The following is an 18715-nucleotide window of genomic DNA, read 5'->3' as shown; positions in this document are numbered from 1 at the left end:
TATATGGCGCAACTCCGTACGAACCCGGAGGGTGATGCCATGCCTCGCCGCCGCGCCGTTTCCTCCGGTTCCAGTGACGCCGGGGTCCTCCTGCACACGCTCGCGGATCTGACCGGCCGGATACTGGACCGGATCAGGTTCCAGCAGGCCCGCGTGGAGCTCGCTGCCGCGCTGCAGCGTCAGGTCCTCGCCGCCGAAATGCCGGTGCTGCCCTGCCTGCGGGCGGCGGGCCGGTACGCGCCCGCGCGAACCGGGCTGGACATCGGCGGCGACTGGTACGACGGCTTCCTCATGGCGGACGGTTCGGTGGGCTTCGCGATCGGGGACGTACAGGGCCACGACGTCGAGGCCGCGGCGCTCATGGGGCAGGTGCGCGCCTGCCTCAGGGCCGTCGCGACCGCCACCACGGACCCGGCGGAGGTCCTCCGGCGCACCAACGACGTACTCGTCGCCATGGACTCCGGGCTGTTCGTGACCTGCTCGTTCCTGCGCTTCGACCCGGCCACGAACGAGCTAGCCGACGCCCGCGCCGGGCACGTACCCGCCGTCTGGGCCAGGGGCGACGGCCGCTGCGACATCGTGCTGGACGACGGCGGTCTGCCGCTGGGCATCCACGCCGGCGAGCGCTACCCGTCGACCCGCCGGTCGCTGACCGAGGCGGGCGCGTTCGTGCTGCTCACCGACGGCGTGGTGGAAGGCCCCGGCTACCCGGTCGACGAAGGGCTCGCACAGGTGGCCGCACTGGCCGGCGGCGCCTGCCGCACGGACCCGGACGACCTGGCCGCGCAGATCATCAAGGTGGCGGACTACACCGGCCACAACGACGATGCCGCGGTCCTCGTCCTCCGTCACGGAGGGGCCTTCGTCACGGAGGGCTCCGGAAGCGGCGGCACGGCGAAGGGTGAGCGGCGGGGATGAACGTTGCGGCACGCAGTGCGCGGCTCCAGCCGTACGCCGCCGAGGGCCTGCGGCTGGCCGCCATCGCGGCCGTCTACTACGTCAGCGCCAAGATCGGGCTCCAGCAGGAACTGGTACGAGGGCAGGTCACGCCGTTCTGGCCGCCCACCGGCATCGCTGTCGTCGTCCTGCTGCTGTGGGGCCTGCGCAGATGGCCGGGGATCGCTCTCGGGGCGTTCCTGGTGAACGTGGCCCTCGGACCGTCGATCCTCCCCGTGCTCGCCATCACGGCCGGCAACACGCTCGCACCGGTATGCGCCTGCCTTCTCCTGCGGCGGGTGGGCTTCCGCACCGCGCTCGACCGGCTGCAGGACGCCCTGGCGCTGGTCTTCCTCGGGGCCCTGAGCGGGATGCTGATCAGCGCGACGATCGGCACGGGAGTCTTGGTGGCCTCCGAGGCGCTGGCGGCCGACGACTTCTGGCCGACCTGGTCGGTGTGGTGGACGGGCGACGCGATGGGGGTCCTGGTCATCGCGCCGCTCCTGCTGGCCGTACGCACCGCCCGATGGCCACGCGACGCACCTGTCCTGCGCTGGGCCGAGGTGGTGGCCCTGCTGGGCGGCACGGCGGCGGTCTCCGCGGCGGCCACTCACACCTCGATCAGCCTGCTCTTTCTCGTCGTGCCCTTTCTGATCTGGGCGGCCCTCCGTTTCCAGCTGGCGGGGGCCGCCCCGTGCGTGCTGATCACCTCCGTGATCGCGGTCCACGCCGGTGCCGTCGGATCCGGACCGTTCGCCGGCCGGGATCTCCTCGCCAAGATGGTCGTCCTCCAGGCCTTCAACGGCACCGTCTCACTGACAGCCCTTCTGCTCTCGGCGATCATCGCCGAGCGGAACCGCACCTTCCGGCAGATCGAGGAGGCCTGCGAGCGCCTGTCCGAAGCCCTCTCCCGGCTCGCCCCGGACGAGGCACTCGCTCAGCGGCCGTCCTCCCGGCCGGAAGGACGCGATTAGGCACAGTCCACGATGCCACCGGCCCGGCCGCGCACTTCCGCGGCCGGGCCGGTGGCGTCGTCCGTGTCACGTGAAGCAGCCGCAGCGATCGCGACACCGGAAGTTTCGAAAACCAGCCAATGCCTTGACGGAGATTTCCGCGCGGCTGCAAGATCAGCCCGCCTTTGCACCACATTTACGAAGCATGGTGCTCTGCCCCACCCGCCCCCATTCCGTCAAGGAGTCATCATGAGCTCGTCACTCTCCCGGCGAACGACCCTCCAGGCCGCGGGCGCCCTCGCTGTCGCCGGCCTGGCCGGCGGTGTCGCGGGCTCTTCACAGGCCGCTGCCGCCACGGCGGAGGAGAACGGCACTGCCGACATCGTTGTCATCCACCCGACCCTCCCGCAGGTGCCCGTCAACAACGCCTTCACCGTCAAGGTCCGGTCGCTCGGCGGCAGTTGGCAGCGGCTCGGTGTCTACCTGGCCAAGCTCCCGCTGATCGACGCCACCACCGGCAGCAACAGAGCCCAGAACTCCTCGTGGGCCGCCTTCGACTTCTCCGGCACCGTCGAGGTCGAGGTCACCTACAATCCCGGCGGCGCCGAGAAGTTCCGCGTCCGTCCGGACTCGTACGGCATCACCCCCGAGGTGCTCGGCAGCACCGCGCGCTTCACCCTGGACCGCCCCCGCAACGTCGTCGTCCAGGTCGACGACAAGATCTTCGACTGCCTGCACCTGTTCGCGAACCCGCTCGAGCAGGACCCGCCCGCCGAGGGCGACAAGAACGTCATGTACTTCGGGCCCGGTCTGCACACGCCGGCCAACGGTGAGCTGAAGGTGCCCAGCAACACCACCGTGTACCTGGCCCCCGGCGCGGTCCTCAACTCGTTCGTGCAGTTCGAGGGGGTGGAGAACTCCCGGCTGATCGGCCGCGGCGTGATCTACAACTCCAAGTGGGGCGCGATGCTCATCCGCAAGTGCGAGAACGTCACGATCGACGGCATCACGATCCTCAACCCCCGCTACGAGAACCTCAGGGTCGCCGAGTCGCGGAACCTCACCATCAAGAACCTGCGCGCCTTCAGCCACCAGGGCTGGGGTGACGGCATCCAGCTCTACTGCTCCGAGAACGTCACGATCGACGGCTGCTTCCTGCGTACGTCCGACGACTGCATCGCCCTCTACACCCACCGCTGGGACTTCTACGGCGACACCCGCAACATCACGGTCAAGAACTGCTCCCTCTGGGCCGACGTCGCCCACCCGATCAACATCGGCGTGCACGGCAACTCCGACACCCCGGAGATGCTGGAGAACCTGAACTTCGAGAACATCGACATCCTCGACCACCGCGAGCCGCAGGTGACCTACCAGGGCGCCATCGCCTTCATGGTCGGCGACAGCAATCTTGTCCGGGACGTCACGTTCGACAACATCCGCGTGGAGGACTTCCGCTGGGGTCAGCTCATCCACATGCGGGTCGAGTACAACCCGAAGTACAACACCTCGGCCGGCCGCGGCATCGAGAGCGTCTACATCAAGGACCTCAGCTACAACGGGAAGAACGCCGACCTGTCGATCATCACCGGTCTCGACAAGGACCACGCCATCAAGGACGTCACTTTCGAGAACCTGCGCGTCAACGGCAGGGTGATCGCCGACAGCACGGGCAAGCCGAGGTGGTACCTGGCTTCGGACGGCGTGCCCATGTTCGTCAACGAGCACGTACAGAACCTCCGCTTCCTCACCACCGAGGAGGCCGCGGCCCTGTGACCGCCGGCGGCCGGTCCCGGGCGTCCTGCCGAGGCAGGACGCCCGGGACCGGCCCCACGAAGGGTTCGCCCGAGCGTTGTCAGAGACCGAACTCCTGGGGGGACAGGCCCAGTACCGAGCACGCCTCACGCAGGACCTGCTCCTCGGCCGGCGCCACGTATCCGTCCGCGCCCGCGACGACGAAGCCGGTCTGTACGACCGCCCTGGCCTCCGTCGGCTTCTTCGCGGCCTTGGCGATCTCCTGCATGGCCTCGGCCTTGCCCTGCTGGAAGTTGAACGCGAGCTGGTCGACGTGCTTGTTGAAGCGCTGCCGCAGCTGGTCCGGCGGGAAGTTCTGCAGGACATCGTTGTTCAGGAGCAGCGACTCCACATGCTGCCGCTCGGCCGGGTCGACATGCCCGTCGGCGGCGGCTACCAGCGCGCACATGGCCATGCTGGCGTCCCGGTAGGCGCCGCTCTTCAGTTCCGTCTTGAGGGAAGTGAGCTGGGACTTGAGGGTGTTCACCAGCTGAGCCTTCGATCCCCCGGAGGATCCCGCACCGGGCCGCCCGTGTCCGCCGGCGCTCCGCGTCCCCTGCGCCTGCTGCTGCAGACCCTTGGCCTGGTCCTTGATCCGATCCCACATCGCCATGCGTGCCACCTCGGCTTGAGCCGTGTCGTTCCGGTCGTCCGCGTGCGTTCCGCACGTCATTCTGCCAACTCCCCGCGGCTCCGCGAAGTTCCAGAGCTGATCCGCGCGGGTCTGCGGCGGTGCCGGGCCCGGGCCGCGAGACCCGGGCCCGGCACCGGGCGCCACGGGATGTTGCTTATAGGACGGCCTTGTAGCCCTGCCAGCCCGTCGCGATCCTCGTACGGCCGCCGAACGACCCCTTGCCGTCACCACTGTTGCGGTACAGGTTGCCGCTGGTGTCGCGCGAGACGAGGTCCCTCTTGCCGTCGCCGGTGAAGTCACCGACTCCGACGACCGCGTTGTAGGAAGCGCCCCAGTTCGAGAACAGCTTCACGCGGGCCTTGAACGTGCCCTTGCCGGTGCCGTCGTACCGGTACAGGTTGTTCGACTTGTCCTGGGCGAGGAGGTCGCCGATGCCGTCGCCGTTCAGGTCACCGGCGCCGACGACCTTGTTGTACGTCTTCCAGTTGTCGTACAGCTTCACGCGCGCCGACAGCTTGCCCGTGCTGGTGCCCTTGTACAGGTAGACCGTGCCGGTCGAGGCGTTGCGGGCGATCAGGTCCGGGCGGCCGTCACCGCTCATGTCACCCGGCGAGGTCAGCACGTCGTACTGGGTCCATCCGGAGGTACCGAGTGTGGTGTACGGCGTCGAGGGCGTCGGCGCCGCGCCGCAGGCCGGGCGGTAGGCGCGCAGGGCGCCGCTGCTCAGCCGGACCAGGACGTCGTTGCACCGGTCGCCGCTGAGGTCGCCGAACGGCACGAACCTCGCCGTGGTCGGCCAGCCGGCGCCGGAGACCTTGCTGCCCAGCGTGCCCGTGCCGGTGCCGCTCTGGATGGTGAGGGTGCCGGAGGAGTTGAGGGTGAGGACGTCGCCGACGCCGTCCTTGCCCGCGTAGTCGCGCGGTGCCGCCGCTCCGGCCGTCACGGCGACGTTGCCGGAGAGGGTGAGGGCGGCGCCCTGGCCGTCGGCGGGCTGGGCGGTGAGCGTCCAGGTGTAGGTGCCGTTGGTGACGAGACGGCCCGCGGAGTCCTTGCCGTCCCAGGCGGCCTTCAGCAGACCGCGGGCGGCGGAGCCGGACACGGTACGCACGGTGGCGCCGGACGCCTTGTGGCGGACGGTCACTTTCCAGGAGGCGGCGGGCTTCGACAGCCACCAGGTGCCGGACCAGCTCGCTGCCCCGGACGTGACCGTGGAGTCGATGGCGGACAGCGCGGACGCCGGAACGCCGGTCGGTACGAGGTGGACGCGCTGCTCGCGGTCGGTGTAGGCGACACCGCCGCCGAAACGGTCCACCGTCCAGTTCAGGCCCACCCTGAGGTTGTCCCGGCCGATGTCGGTCCAGTCGGCCAGCTTGCGGCTCGGCAGTTCCGTGTGATCGCCGCTGGACGGCAGTCCGTTGTGCAGGTCGACGAGCTTCAGCCCGCTGCCCGACTCGATTCCGCCGACGCGCTCGACGAGATACCCGTCACCGAGGAGGACCCTGCTCGCCGGGGCGGTGGCGGTGCGCTTGGCCGTACGGTCGTAGACGCCGGAGCCCTGGACGTCGCCCCAGGCGTCCACGCAGGTCCAGTACACCCAGCGGCCCACGGCCTGGAGGCTGGACGGAGTGCAGCCGTTGCGGGTGGTGAAGGACTCCACGGCGGTGCCGGACGGGAGCCGGGTGGCCGTGACCTTGCCTCCCGTGGCCGCGCCGCTCCACAGGGTGTTGCCCCAGACGGCCGCGGCGACCCGGTCGCGCTTCTGCAGGACCTTGCCCGCCGCGGCGCTGGCGAACTCGCCTGTGTACTGGTAGCCGGAGGAGGCGCCGTCGACGACCGCGTACCGTCCCGAGAGATCCTTGAGCTGGGGGCCGTCATCGCCGGTGTCGAGGGTCGGGCCCCAGGTGGTGGCGCCGTTGGCGCGCAGCATGGTCAGGCCGGACTCGGTGGCGTCGTGGCGGCCGTGGTGGCCGGTGCCGTCGGCGAACATCCGGATACAGCGGGTGGCGCCGGCGGTGCAGTCGCCGTCCGACCCGTTGACCAGCCCGTCCACGGTGGCCTTGGCGACGCCCGGAGTGCCGCTCGTCGTGAGCCAGGTGCTGCGATAGGCGCCGATGATCGTGCCGGGCTCGTACAGCGTGCTGTTGTCGGCCGTGGTGAGGATGCCGCTGCCGAGCGAGAGGCCGTAGACCTGCGCGGGCATCGGCTGCACGGCGGTCAGGCGGCTGCGGGTGAGCGAGCCGTCGGCGGCCCGGGCGATCCGGTACACGCCCCAGTCGAGGTCGCCCTGCTCGACGTATTGCTGGGCGCCCGCAACGAGCACGGAGCCGTCCGGCGCCTGGACGATCCCGTGGGCGGCCGGGTCCATGACCTTGGTCAGGCCGGTGTCCGTGCCGTCGGTCGTGAGGGCCCACAGCGGCTGGCCCCGGTACTTGCTGTCGCCGGGCGCCACCGGTTCGAGGCCGAGCAGCTTGTCGCCCACGATCCCGTAGGAAGCCTGGTAGGTCAGGGCGCCCGTGTCGAACGCACGGGGCGCGGCGGACAGGTCGGCGCGGTCGTACAGGTCCGCCTTGGAGCGCCCGCTGCGCAGCCGCAGCACCGAGTCGGCACCCAGCCGGAAGCCGGTCACCTCCCAGCCGTCGTCCGGGTCGACCCGGTCGGGGAGCGCGCTGAACGCGCCGGTGGCGAGGTCGACGATGCCCCAGTGGCCCCAGCCTTCGTCGCCGTCGATGTCGTAGCGGAGGATGACGGACCGGGCGTCGCCGTCCTCGACGACGATGTTTCCCGCGCCGTCCGGCAGCCCGGTCACGGGCGTCTGCCCGACCCCGCCGCCGTCCTGAACGCGCCACAGCTGGTAGGCATTCGGGTTTCCGGTGCCGCGGCTGGTGCTGGTGAGGACGGTGCTGCCGAAGGTGCCCTGGTAGGTGTGGTACTCGGGCACGGGCACCACGGTGGTGCCGCCCGAGGTGCCCGCGCCCTGGAGGAGGGTGACTTGGGAGTCCTCCTCGGAGTACAGGGCGACGGTGTCGGACCCGTCCCCGTAGTGGCCGAGCTGGAAGGAGGCGGCCTGCTGGAAGTAGCCGCTGTCGATGTCGTACTGCACCGGGACGTCCAGGTGCTGCTCCAGCGCGGTCGTGGTGCCGGTGGCGTAATCCGTCCACAGGAGCCGGTCGTCGCCCTCCTGCGCCCAAAGGAAGCCGGTGGTCCCCGCGTTGAGGATCTGCGTGGCCCTGGGGACGGCACGCGGGGCGGCGGGCAGTACGAAATCTCCCGCCGCGGCGGCCGACTGCGGCGCGGCTGCCGCCGAGGGCGGTACGGCGGCGAGCGGGAGGCTGAGCGTCAGTGCCGCCGCGAGGACGGCCGCGGTACGTGCCGTCAGCGGACCGAGACGTGCTGAGCGTGAACCAAGTGCCGGTCTGTGTCTGTGCCGGCGTCGGCCGAGTCGGGCCACGGTTCCTCCTGAAAGGCAAGAAGAAGGCATGGCGGGACATACGGCAACGCCCTGGCATTTCCCCGTCGGCCCCCCGGCCGCTCCCCCCACGCGTGTGAGCGGAGCCTAACAGCATGGTCATGACCAGAGTCCATGTCACAGCCACCGGACCGTCCGCGTCCCCCGGATCACGACCGCCGCGTAGCCGATGCCGACCACGAGAGAGACGAACAGGGCGGTGAGGGGGAAGTCCTCCTGGAGGTAGGGGTAGACCTGGTAATGGGTCAGGTAGATGTAGAGGGAACTGCTCGCCAGCACGCCCGCGAGCGCGCTGAGCGGGCCGAGGCTGGGCAGGGTCGGCACCCAGATCAGCAGCGCCAGCCCGACGATCACGAGGGTCGTGCGCAGGGGCTGGTCATGGAACAGGCCGGGCACGGTGAGCACCAGCACCGCCGTCAGCAGTGCCCGTTGCCGCACGGTGGAGGCCCGCGCGGCCGCCCACCCGAGCGTGAACAGCCAGAAGACCACGGTGGGGCTCAGCTGGGGGCGGGCGGACGCCAGGCCCAGCAGGTCGTAGCGGCCGACCAGGCCGACGGCCGTGAGGGCCAGCGGCACGCCGAACGCGTACCGCCGCTCCAGCCGGTCCAGCAGCGGTGCGGCCATGAGGACGGCGAGGAAGACGAGGAAGTAGACCAGGGCCTCCACGAACCAGTAGGCCCAGTCGAACCGGTCGTTGCCCTGGTCGAGGACGCTGTTGAGCAGCAGGGCGTTGGCCGGGTCGTAGAAGTCGGTCAGGACCACCGCGCCGGTGATCCACACCATGCTCGGTACCGCGATGCGGGCGATGCTGCGCCACAGGTGCCGTACGCGCTCGCGGCGTCCCGCGTCGGTCAGCTGGAAGCGGGCGAAGTTGTAGCCCGCGACGCAGAGGAGGATGTGGGCGAAGCCCTTGATGTCGAAGAGCTGTATGTGCGAGCCGACGATGAGGACGATCCCTACGGCGCGCAGGGCGATGCCGGTCTCCAGGGTGCGGCGGGTCCGCCAGGACGTCGGGCTGGTCCAGGAGCGCAGTGCCTCCAGGAGGCCCGTGGCCGTGCGGGCCCGCCGCGACTGCGGCCCGTTCTGTCCGCCCTGTCCGCCGTTTCCGCCCTGTCCTTCCGGTCCCCGGGTCGTGGGCGCCGCCATGGTCCGCAGCTCGCGGATCGTCCGCCTGTGCCAGTCGGTGGGCAGGTGGCCCAGGGCCTCCTCCAGGCGCAGGGACATCTCGACGTAGCACAGTGAGTCGCCGCCCAGGCCGGCGAAGCTGCTGTCCTCGGTGACGTCGGCGTGGTCGAGGATCTCCGCGTAGAGGCGGCGGAGATCGTCACCGGGGTCGGGGGTCTCCCCCTGCGCGGGGCGCGTCAGCCGCCGTACGGCCTCGTAGTCGGGCTTGTCCGTGGCCAGGCGGGGGAGTCGGTCGAGGACCCGGACCCGTACGGCATGGGACGGGAGCCCGCACTCCTGCGCGACCAGCCGCCGGATCTGTGCGTGGTCACCGGCGGGTCCGAGCGCGGCCACCGCGAGCGCCTCCCCGTCGCCCGCGCAGTACGCGGTGACCCCGCGCTCCTCCAGCAGGGACTCGACGCGCTGCGGATCGATCCGCAGCCCGAGGATCTTCACGAAGCGGCTGCGGCGGCCCACGATCTCGTACAGCCCGTCGGACGCGCGCCGGGCGAGGTCCCCGGTGTGCAGTTCCGCCACGGTCCGGCCGAGGGCGAGGTCGGCCGGGCGCTCCGCGTAACCGAGCATCACGTTCGGCCCCGAGTAGACCAGTTCACCGGTGTCCGGACCGTGGCCGTCGACCGGCCGCAGCCGGAAGGTGCCGCCGGGTATCGGCACACCGACCGCCTCGGGGCGCTCGGCGGCGAGCCGCGGCGGGAGGTAGGCCATGCGGGCCGTGGCCTCGGTCTGGCCGTACATCACGAACAGCTCCAGCCCGAGCGGCGGCCCAACTCGGCGTACCGGGTGACGCGTTCCGGTGCCAGCCGGCCCCCGGCCTGGGTGACGCGGCGCAGGTGCGGCAGGTCCATCCGGTCGAAGCCGACCCGGTCGAGAAGGTCGAAGGTGTACGGCACGCCGGCCAGCGAGGTGCCGCGGGTGGCGCGGAACTCCTTCCAGAAGGCCGCCTCGGACACCGACCGCTCGGTGAGGATCAGCCCGGCGCCGCGCACCAGATGGCTGTGGATGACGGACAGGCCGTAGCAGTAGTGCGGGGGCAGCGTGGTGGCCGCCCGGTCGGTGTCGTCGAGGCCGAGGTACGCGGCGATGGACTCGGCGTTGGCCTGGAGGTTCTCGTGGGAGAGCCGCACCAGCTTGGGCGAGCCGGTCGAGCCGGAGGTGCTCAGCAGCAGGGCGAGGTCCGGGTGGAGGGTGTGGACGCTGCCGCGGTGCCGCTCGTCGAGGATCCACGTCCCGTCGGCATCCGGGCGAGCCACGACGTCGGGGGCGTACGCCTCGGTCAGCGAGCGGATCGTGCTCTCGCTGTCGCCGGGGACGAGCAGGACGGGGTGACCGGCGGACAGGGCGGCGAGATGGATGACGAGCGCGTCGGTCCGGTTGGCCCCGGCCAGCAGCACCAGCCGCCGTACGGGCCCGAGACGCTCGGCGGTGGCGGCCACCCGCTCGGCCAGTTCGCGGTACGACAGCTCCCCCTCCGGCGTGACGAGCGCGACGCGGTCGCCGTAGGCCGCGAGTTCGCGCGCGAAGGGCACGCCGTTCGGTCGCAGAGGCCGTGCAGGCCGTGCAGGCCGTACAGGCCGCAGGGGCTGTGCGGGCAGCAGATGCACGGGGGACGGAGCCGGGAGGGGCTCGGAGGGGTGGAGCACGGGGCGCGCCCTTTCCGCGGCAACGTCCGCTTCAGCACAGAACCCTTGACGTTTAGGTAATCCTTACCTTATTCATAGCAGGGACATAATCAAGCCACAGAAGAGTCACAGGTTCCGCTTCGCCCCCGCTCTCCACCGACATGACCGGCGGCGGCAACAAGGCGAGCCCCGCAGGAAGGCACACACCATGCGACGCCCCTCGGTTCGCCGGACGACCGCGCTGGTCGCGGCCGGTCTGCTGCTCCCCGCCCTCGCGGCGTGCGGCTCCGACGGCAAGGACGGCGGGGGCGAGGGCGACGCCTCCTCCCTCGTCATCTACTCCGGCCGCAACGAGAAGCTGGTCAAGCCACTTTTGGACAAGTTGGAGAAGGCCGTCGGCGCCGAGGTCGAGGTGCGGTACGGCGACAGCGCGGAGCTCGCCGCCCAGATCCTGGAGGAGGGCGACCGCACCAAGGCCGGGCTGTTCTTCTCCCAGGACGCCGGCGCGCTGGGCGCCCTGTCCAAGGAGGGCATGCTGCGGAAGCTGCCTTCGGCCACCCTCGACAAGGTCGACGAGGCGTACCGCGGCTCCGGCGGTGACTGGGTCGGCCTCTCGGGACGCGTCCGCGTCATCGCGTACAACCCGGACAAGGTCGCCGAGGACGACGTCCCGGACAGTGTCTTCGACGTGGTCGAGCCGGAGTGGAAGGACAAGGTCGGCTTCGCGCCGACCAACGCCTCCTTCCAGGCCTTCGTCACCGGCATGCGCGTCCTCAAGGGCGACGACGCCACCCGCGAGTGGCTGAAGGACCTGAAGGCCAACGGCGCCAAGACGTACGCCCACAACCTCGCCACCCTGGACGCCGTCGAGTCCGGCGAGGTCTCCCTAGGCCTGGTCAACCACTACTACTGGTACGAGCGGGTCGCCGAGAAGGGCGAGGACAAGGTCGACTCCAAGCTGCACTTCCTGCCCGGCGACGACCCCGGCGCGCTGATCAATGTCGCCGGCGCGGGCATCCTCGAGGACAGCGGGCAGAGCGAGACCGCGCAGAAGGCCGTGGACTACCTGTTGTCGAAGGAGGCGCAGACCTACTTCGCGGACAAGACGAAGGAGTACCCGCTGGCCGCGGGCGTCACCAGCAGCGTGGAGGGCCTGCCCGCGTTCGAGTCGCTGGAGTCCCCCGACATCGACCTCGGCAAGCTGGACTCCCTCCAGGAGACGCTGGCCATGCTCCAGGACGTCGGACTGGTCTGACCCGCCGTGCGTACTTCGCCGTCCACCTCGCGCCCGGCCGGAGCCCCCGCCCCCGACGGGCGCGAACGCGGGGACGACCGAGGGGACTCGGCCCGCTCGCTCCGCAGGCCCGGAAGGACGCGTACGGCAGGCCGGAGGCCGCCCCTGGTCCTGCTCGTCCCCGCCTGCGTGGCCGCCCTCTTCGCCCTGCTGCCCCTCGGCTACCTCGCCGTCCGCGCCCTGGAACGCGGCCCGGCCTTCGCCTGGGACGTCGTCGCCGACGAACGCACCCTGAACCTCCTCGGCCGCAGCCTCGGCCTGACCGTCGTGGTCGTGGCTGCCTGCCTGGTGCTGGGAGTCTCGCTGGCCTGGCTGACCGTGCGCACCGCGCTGCCCGGAGCCCGCGCCTGGTCGGTGCTGGCCACGCTGCCGCTGGCCGTGCCCAGTTACGTCGCCGCGTTCGCCTGGCTGTCGGCCGAGCCGGGCCTCGCAGGGTTCGGCGGCGCCGCGCTCGCCCTGACGCTGGTCAGCTTCCCGTACGTCCACCTGCCGGTCGCCGCCGCGCTGCGGGGCATCGACCCGGCGCAGGAGGAGGCGGCACGCTCCCTCGGGCACGGCCCGCTGCGGACGTTCGTCAGGGTCACGCTCCCGCAGCTGCGGCCGGCGGCCGCGGGCGGAGCGCTGCTCGTCGCCCTGTACGTGCTCTCCGACTTCGGCGCGGTGTCCCTGATGCGGTACGACACCTTCACCCGGGCCGTCCACACCTCGTACCGCGCCTCCTTCGACCGGACCCCGGCCGCCGCCCTCAGCGTGGTGCTGGTCGTGATGACGATCGCGCTGGTGGCCGCCGAGGCCCGTACACGCGGACGCGCCGGGCACGCCAGGACCGGTACGGGCGCCGCCCGCCCGGCTCTCCCGGTCGCCCTCGGCCGGTGGCGGCCGCTCGCCCTGCTGTGGTGCGGGGCGGTGGCGGCCGTGGCCGTCGCCTTCCCGCTGGGCACCCTCGGGTACTGGCTGGCCGTCGGCAGCTCGGCGGACTGGGATCTCGGCGGGCTCGCGGAGACGGCCTGGGCGACGTTCGGGGTCGCGGCGGCGGGCGCCGGCCTCACCACGGTCCTCGCCCTGCCGGTCGGGGTGATCGCCGCCCGGCACCGGGGCCGCGGCGCGCGTCTGCTGGAGCAGGCGGCGTACGCGGGACACGCGCTGCCCGGCATCACGGTCGCGCTCGCCCTGGTGTTCTTCGCCGTGCGCTACGCGTACCCGCTCTACCAGCGACTGCCCCTGCTGGTCGGTGCCTACGCCGTGCTGTTCCTGCCCGTCGCGGTGGCCGCCACCCGTGCGGCCGTACTCCAGGCGCCGCCCGTGCTGGAGGACGTGGCCCGCTCGCTCGGGCGGCGGCCGTGGCAGGTGCTGCGCGAGATCACCGTGCCGCTGGCCGCGCCCGGCGTGGCCGCCGGGGCGGCACTCACCTTCGTGGTCTGCATGAAGGAGCTGCCCGCGACCCTGTTGTTGCGCCCCACCGGCATGGACACCCTTGCCACCCGGCTGTGGACGGAGACCGGCGCCGGATCCTTCGCGGCCGCCGCCCCCTACGCCGCCGCGCTGATCCTGCTGGCCGCCGTCCCCTCGTACCTCCTAGGCAGGCACCGGACATGAACGCACTGCACGTCGAAGGGCTCACCAAGTCCTACGGAGCCGGGGAGCCGGTCCTGCGCGGCCTCGAACTCACCGTCCCGGCGGGCGCGTTGGCCGCCGTCCTGGGCCCCTCCGGCTGCGGCAAGACCACGATGCTGCGGATCGTCGCCGGTTTCCTGCGCGCCGACGCGGGCACCGTCCGACTCGGCGACCGGATCCTGAACGGGCCCGGCGTCCACGTCCCGCCGGAGCGGCGCCGCATCGGCATCGTGCCCCAGGAGGGCGCCCTCTTCCCGCACCTGAGCGTCGCCCGCAACGTCGCCTTCGGCCTGACCGGCACCGACCGGCCCGAACGGCGGCGCAGGACCGACGACATGCTCGAACTGGTCGGCCTGGCCGGATACGGCGACCGCATGCCGCACGAGCTGTCCGGCGGCCAGCAACAGCGCGTCGCCCTGGCCCGCGCCCTCGCCCCGCGACCCGGGCTCGTGCTGCTCGACGAGCCGTTCAACGCCCTCGACAGCGCGCTGCGGGCGGGGGTACGGGCGGACGTGCGGGCAGCGCTGCGGGCGACCGGGGCCACGGCGGTCCTCGTCACCCACGACCAGCAAGAAGCCCTGTCCACCGCCGACCTCGTCGCCGTCGTACGGGACGGCCGGGTCGCCCAGTGCGCCACTCCGCAGGACCTCTACCGCCACCCCGCGGATCCCTGGATCGCCGGCTTCGTCGGCGACGCCGTCCTGCTCCCCGGCACGGTCGACGCCGACGGCACGGCCGTGACCGCCCTGGGCGCGGTACCCCTCGCCACGCCGCCCGAGGGCGTGCGCACCGGCACGGTCCTGCTCCGCCCGGAACAGCTCCGCCTCACCGACACGGACGCCGACGGCTCGGTCAGGGGCACGGTGACCGACGTCTCGTACTACGGCCACGACGCCATGGTCACCGTGGCCGTCGAGGGCCACGACACCCCGGTCGGCATCCGGGTCGCGGGCCCGCTGTCCGTCCGCCCGGGGGAGGAGACGGGGGTGCGGGTCGTGGGGGAGGCGGGCCTCCACTTTCCTGCGACCTGATCCGCCGGACAGGCCCGGTGAACTCACCCCGCCGTCGAGTGGCCCGACCTGGACCGCATCAGCGGCTGGATGCGCGTACCGAAGTTCTCGAGGCCTTCGAGGAAGTCGTCGAACACCAGCATGATGCCCTTGGTGCCGGACACCCCGGCGACCTCGTCGAGCATCCTCGCGACGGTCTCGTAGGAGCCGACGAGCGTGCCCATGTTGAAGTTCACGGCGCCCTCGGGCAGCGAGATGGTCCGGGCGGTCGAGGAGTCGTCGGCGGTGTTGTCCGTGGCCGATTCCCCCGCCATGTACGCCAGCGCCGCGAGATCGGCGTTGTCGTGGTAGTCCTTCCACTTCGCCCGGGCGGCCTCGTCGGTCTCGTCCGCGATGACCATGAACAGCGAGAGCGCTCCGACGTCGCGGCCCGTCTCCTTCGCCGCGTCCACGAGCGTGGCCGTGGAGTCCGAGAGCGCGAGCGGGGTGTTGACGCCGCTGCCCAGGATGAAGCTGTAGTCGGCGTGCTCGGCGGCGAACCTCATGCCGGTGTTGCTCTGTCCGGCGGCGACGATGTCGATGTGCCCGTTCGCCGGCCGGGGAGACAGCACGCAGTCGTCCATCTCGTAGAACTCCCCCTTGAAGTCGCTGACACCCTCGCTCCACAGCTCCTTCATCACGGTGACGTACTCGGCGGCACGGGCGTAGCGGTTGCCGAAGTGCTCGTCCCCGGGCCACAGGCCCATCTGGGAGTACTCGCCGGGCGCCCAGCCGGTGACGATGTTGACGCCGAACCGGCCGGGGGCGATCGAGTCGACCGTCACGGCCATGCGCGCGACGATGGCCGGAGGCAGCGCGAGGATCGGCGTGGAGGCGTACAGCTTGATCCGGTCCGTCGCGGCGGCCAGGCCCGCCATCAGGGTGAACGACTCGAGGTTGTGGTCCCAGAACTCGGTCTCGCCGCCGAACCCCTTGAGTTTGATCATCGACAGGGCGAAGTCCAGCCCGTGCTCCTCGGCCTTGCGTACGACGGCCTTGTTCAGTTCGAAGGTGGGCATGTATTGCGGAGAACTCTTCGATATGAGCCATCCGTTGTTGCCGATGGGGATGAAGACACCGATATCCATGGCGCCAGGCTGCCCGTGGGCAGGCACGTTGATGCTCTGTGGGGCAGCCCGGGGACAACCGTGAGAGTCCTGCGAAGCAAGGTTTCGAACGAGATGAGAACGATAAGGTCCGCGGCATGAACGCACGGTTGGCTTTGCTGAGCACAGTGGTCCCCGGTGTCACGGAAAGCGAAGTCTTCCGGCTGGCCCTCCAGCATGCGGTGGGCGAGTTGGGTGCCTTGGGAGGAACGGTTCACCTCCGTGGCCCCATGTCCGCGTTGCGTCTGGTGTCTGCGGCCGGGCTCCCTCCCGCCCTCACTCGCCCTTGGGAGATCCTCGACCAGGAAGGCCCGCTGGCCCCGGCCCGTGCCCTGCACCACGGCAGTGGCGTATGGGTGCCGCTGGAACCCGCCGATCCCACCGATCCCGCCGCACCTCCGGCGGAAGCGGCACAAGCGGCGGACGTCAGATGGCCCGGCACCGGCCTGGCCGCCTTACCGGTATTCAGCGGGGACCGCAGCATCGGCGCGCTCACCCTCCTGATGGGCGACGGCGGTGAGCCCACCCCGCGGCAGTGGGAGTTCCTGCGGGCCGTCGTCGCCTGGACCGAGGAGCGGATGGTGCAGGCACCGCCGCCGTCCGGGCCCTCGCAGACGGAGCTGGGCGGTGAGCGCCTGCGGCAGGCGCTGAAGGAGGTCAGCGTCGGCTCGTGGGACTGGAACATCCAGACCGGCGACCTGATGTGGGACGAGGCGGCCCTGGAGCTCTACGGCACCAGGACGGCCGACTTCACCGGAAAGATCGAGAACTGGATGCGGATCGTCCACCCCGACGACCTGGCACCGACGCTGGCGGCCGCGCAGCGGGCGATACGGGAGCACGGCGTGTACGAGGCCGAGTACCGCGTGCGCAAACTGGACGGAACCTGGGGCTGGACCCAGGCACGCGGCAGGGCGACGTACGACGAACAGGGCGAAGCCCACCGGATGATCGGCGTGGGGTGGGACAGCAACGAGCCCCGTACCGCCCGTGACGCACTGAGCCGGGCCCTGCGCCATATGAGCGACGGCTTCCTGGCGGTGGACGACGACTGGCGGATCACCTTCGCCAACCTGGAGGCGGAACGCACGCTCGGCTTCTCCGAGGAGGAGTTGTTCGGGCGCATCCTGTGGGAGCTGCCCTCCGCACAGCAGGTCCCCGGCCTGGAGAGCCGCTGCCGACGGGCCGCGGCCGAGGAGAAGCCCGCCGGCTTCGACGTACACGTTCCGGACACCGGGCGCCGCTACCACCTGCGGCTCGTCCCGGGACCCGACGGCCGCACCCTCTACTTCACCGACGTCACCAAGCCGCGGCGCCTCGCGGAGGAGCACCGGGCCGCCGAACGCGCCGCATCCGAACGAGCGGCCCGGATCGCGGAGCTGACCACGGCACTCGCCAAGGCGACGACCTCACAGGACGTGGTGGACGCGGTCGCCCGACGGGTGCTGCCGCCGTTCGCCGCCACCGGGCTGGTGGTGCAGGTGCGTGAGGGCGACCGGCTGCACGACGTCGGATCCGTCGGCTACCCGGACGACTTTCTCGACCGGCTCGGCAGCCGCGAGCGGATGCGGCCCAACCCGCTGTGGGACACGGTCCTGGCCGGCACACCGCTGTTCCTGTCCTCCGCGCAGGAATTCGCCGCGCGTTACCCCGGACGGGCCGACCTGCCCGGCCACGCCGGCAAACAGGCCTGGGCGTTTCTGCCGCTGACCGCGTCCGGGCACACGTTCGGGGTCTGCGCGGTCTCCTTCGACCGCCCGCGCCGCCTCACCGACGAGGAGCGCACCCTCCTCACCACGATCAGCGCCCTCGTCGCGCAGGCCCTGGAACGGGCCCGGCTCTACGACGCCGAACACACCCGTTCCCGCGAACTCCAGCGCAGTCTGCTTCCCCGGGGGCTGCCCGACCTGCCCGCGTGCGAGGCCGCCGCCCGCTATCTCCCCGCCGGCCAGGGCATGGACGTGGGCGGCGACTGGTACGACATCATCCCGCTCTCCAGCGGCCAGGTCGCCCTCGTCGTCGGCGACGTGATGGGCCACGGCCTGCCCGAGGCGGCCACCATGGGCCGCCTGCGCACGGCCGTCCACACCCTGGCCGACCTGGAACTGCCCCCCGACGAGATCATGAGCCACCTCAACGACATCGTCGGCGGCATGGGCGAGGAGTCGTACGTGACCTGCCTGTACGCGCTCTACGACTCCACCACCCAGGTCTGCTCCATCGCCCGCGCCGGGCACCCGCCCCCGGCCCTGGTCCACCCCGACGGCACGGTCCACTTCCCGGACCTGGCCGTGGACCCACCCCTGGGCGCGGCGGAACCGCCCTTCGAGACGGTCGAACTGCCGGTCCCCGAGGGAAGCCTGCTCGTGCTCTACACCGACGGCCTGGTCGAGTCGGCCAAGCGCGAGATGGACGAGGGCATGGCGGATTTGGCCCAACTCCTGCGCACCGCCCAGGAGGACGGCACCGGCACAGACCTGGAGCGTCTGTGCGACACCCTGACGGACGGGCTGCTCCCCGCCGACCACCAGGCGGCCGACGACGCCGCGTTCCTCGTCGCCCGCCTGCACGCCCTGAACGGCGACAGGATGGCCTCCTGGCCGCTGCCCCAGGACCCGAAGGCGGCCCGCCAGGCCCGCCGCCACGTCCGTGAGCAACTCTCCGCCTGGGGCCTGGACGACCTGACCCCCACCACGGAACTCCTGGCCAGCGAACTGGTGGGCAACGTCGTACGCCACGCCAAGGGCCCGGTCAGCCTGCGTCTGCTGCACGGCCGCGAACTGGTCTGCGAGGTCTTCGACGGCAGCCTCACGATGCCCCGCATCCGCCGTGCCACGGACACCGACGAGGGAGGCCGCGGCCTGCAACTGATCACGGCACTCTCCCAACGCTGGGGCACGCGCTACACGGCGAAGGGAAAGTGCATCTGGACCGAGCAGGCACTCCTCGGCCCGGACAGCCGCGAGGACGGGGCGTCCGATGCCTTGGAGCTGATGTTGCTGAACGGGGAGGACTTCGGCGTGGACCTGGACTGAGCGGGTGTTCTCCACGGCTCCACGGCGGGG

At 71.3% G+C, this 18715-nt stretch carries 11 protein-coding genes and 1 pseudogene; 7 read left to right on the top strand and 5 right to left on the bottom strand.

Features of this window, described 5'->3' with window-relative positions; all coding sequences use genetic code 11:
• Window positions 1-39: 39 nt before the first annotated feature.
• From CLM62_RS21845 to CLM62_RS21835, 3 genes are all read left to right on the top strand, one after another.
• The gene (locus CLM62_RS21845; RefSeq protein ID WP_095751709.1) at window positions 40-918 is read left to right on the top strand and encodes a PP2C family protein-serine/threonine phosphatase; all 879 of its coding nucleotides are present in this window, start codon (window positions 40-42) and stop codon (window positions 916-918) included.
• Entirely contained in the window at window positions 915-1910 is a 996-nt protein-coding gene (locus CLM62_RS21840) for an MASE1 domain-containing protein (RefSeq protein ID WP_095751560.1), read from the top strand. Before CLM62_RS21845 ends, CLM62_RS21840 begins: the two co-directional genes overlap by 4 nt.
• A gap of 228 nt (window positions 1911-2138) precedes the next feature.
• On the top strand, window positions 2139-3665 hold the full coding sequence (locus tag CLM62_RS21835) for a glycosyl hydrolase family 28 protein (RefSeq protein WP_095751559.1): 1527 nt from the start codon (window positions 2139-2141) through the stop codon (window positions 3663-3665).
• A 79-nt stretch (window positions 3666-3744) separates the two neighbouring features.
• On the opposite strand, the gene CLM62_RS21830 is transcribed toward CLM62_RS21835, so the two are convergent.
• From CLM62_RS21830 to CLM62_RS53125, 4 genes and pseudogenes are all read right to left on the bottom strand, one after another.
• On the bottom strand, window positions 3745-4296 hold the full coding sequence (locus CLM62_RS21830) for a tellurite resistance TerB family protein (RefSeq protein WP_095751708.1): 552 nt from the start codon (window positions 4294-4296) through the stop codon (window positions 3745-3747).
• Between the two features lie 175 nt (window positions 4297-4471).
• Window positions 4472-7765: an FG-GAP-like repeat-containing protein gene (locus CLM62_RS21825; protein WP_107483811.1), complete on the bottom strand. Its 3294-nt coding sequence runs from the start codon at window positions 7763-7765 to the stop codon at window positions 4472-4474.
• A gap of 135 nt (window positions 7766-7900) precedes the next feature.
• Entirely contained in the window at window positions 7901-8929 is a 1029-nt protein-coding gene (locus CLM62_RS53130; protein ID WP_373559178.1) for an acyltransferase family protein, read from the bottom strand.
• 108 nt (window positions 8930-9037) lie between these two features.
• Window positions 9038-10218 (bottom strand): annotated as a pseudogene (locus CLM62_RS53125) (AMP-binding protein); the annotation flags it as partial.
• 577 nt (window positions 10219-10795) lie between these two features.
• On the opposite strand from CLM62_RS53125, the gene CLM62_RS21815 reads away from it, so the two are divergent.
• The 3 genes from CLM62_RS21815 to CLM62_RS21805 are packed head-to-tail and all read left to right on the top strand — an operon-like array spanning window position 10796 to window position 14526.
• Window positions 10796-11842, top strand: a complete 1047-nt coding sequence (locus CLM62_RS21815; protein ID WP_095751557.1) for an iron ABC transporter substrate-binding protein — start codon at window positions 10796-10798, stop codon at window positions 11840-11842.
• Window positions 11843-11848: 6 nt separating this feature from the next.
• Entirely contained in the window at window positions 11849-13477 is a 1629-nt protein-coding gene (locus CLM62_RS21810) for an iron ABC transporter permease (RefSeq protein WP_095751556.1), read from the top strand.
• Window positions 13474-14526: an ABC transporter ATP-binding protein gene (locus CLM62_RS21805; RefSeq protein WP_095751555.1), complete on the top strand. Its 1053-nt coding sequence runs from the start codon at window positions 13474-13476 to the stop codon at window positions 14524-14526. Before CLM62_RS21810 ends, CLM62_RS21805 begins: the two co-directional genes overlap by 4 nt.
• Window positions 14527-14549: 23 nt before the next feature.
• Here the strand turns inward: CLM62_RS21805 and rutA are convergent, their stop codons facing one another.
• Window positions 14550-15632 (bottom strand): pyrimidine utilization protein A, encoded by a 1083-nt coding sequence (gene rutA, locus CLM62_RS21800; RefSeq protein ID WP_095751554.1) that lies wholly within the window; start codon window positions 15630-15632, stop codon window positions 14550-14552.
• 116 nt (window positions 15633-15748) lie between these two features.
• Between rutA and CLM62_RS21795 the strand changes: the two genes are divergently transcribed.
• Entirely contained in the window at window positions 15749-18685 is a 2937-nt protein-coding gene (locus CLM62_RS21795; protein WP_095751553.1) for a SpoIIE family protein phosphatase, read from the top strand.
• Window positions 18686-18715: the final 30 nt, after the last annotated feature.

It is taken from the genome of Streptomyces sp. SA15 (genome assembly GCF_002291145.1).
GTDB lineage: Bacteria > Actinomycetota > Actinomycetes > Streptomycetales > Streptomycetaceae > Streptomyces.
Note: the sequence above shows the minus strand (reverse complement) of the source record. Positions and strands in the feature narration are given on the sequence as shown.

Bases quoted from the DNA above. Each gene is read 5' to 3' on its own strand.
- CLM62_RS53130 (WP_373559178.1), bottom strand. From the start codon at position 8,929: ATGGCGGCGCCCACGACCCGGGGACCGGAAGGACAGGGCGGAAACGGC.
- CLM62_RS21815 (WP_095751557.1), top strand. From the start codon at position 10,796: ATGCGACGCCCCTCGGTTCGCCGGACGACCGCGCTGGTCGCGGCCGGT.
- CLM62_RS21830 (WP_095751708.1), bottom strand. From the start codon at position 4,296: ATGGCGATGTGGGATCGGATCAAGGACCAGGCCAAGGGTCTGCAGCAG.
- CLM62_RS21835 (WP_095751559.1), top strand. From the start codon at position 2,139: ATGAGCTCGTCACTCTCCCGGCGAACGACCCTCCAGGCCGCGGGCGCC.
- CLM62_RS21795 (WP_095751553.1), top strand. From the start codon at position 15,749: ATGAACGCACGGTTGGCTTTGCTGAGCACAGTGGTCCCCGGTGTCACG.
- rutA (WP_095751554.1), bottom strand. From the start codon at position 15,632: ATGGATATCGGTGTCTTCATCCCCATCGGCAACAACGGATGGCTCATA.
- CLM62_RS21805 (WP_095751555.1), top strand. From the start codon at position 13,474: ATGAACGCACTGCACGTCGAAGGGCTCACCAAGTCCTACGGAGCCGGG.
- CLM62_RS21840 (WP_095751560.1), top strand. From the start codon at position 915: ATGAACGTTGCGGCACGCAGTGCGCGGCTCCAGCCGTACGCCGCCGAG.
- CLM62_RS21845 (WP_095751709.1), top strand. From the start codon at position 40: ATGCCTCGCCGCCGCGCCGTTTCCTCCGGTTCCAGTGACGCCGGGGTC.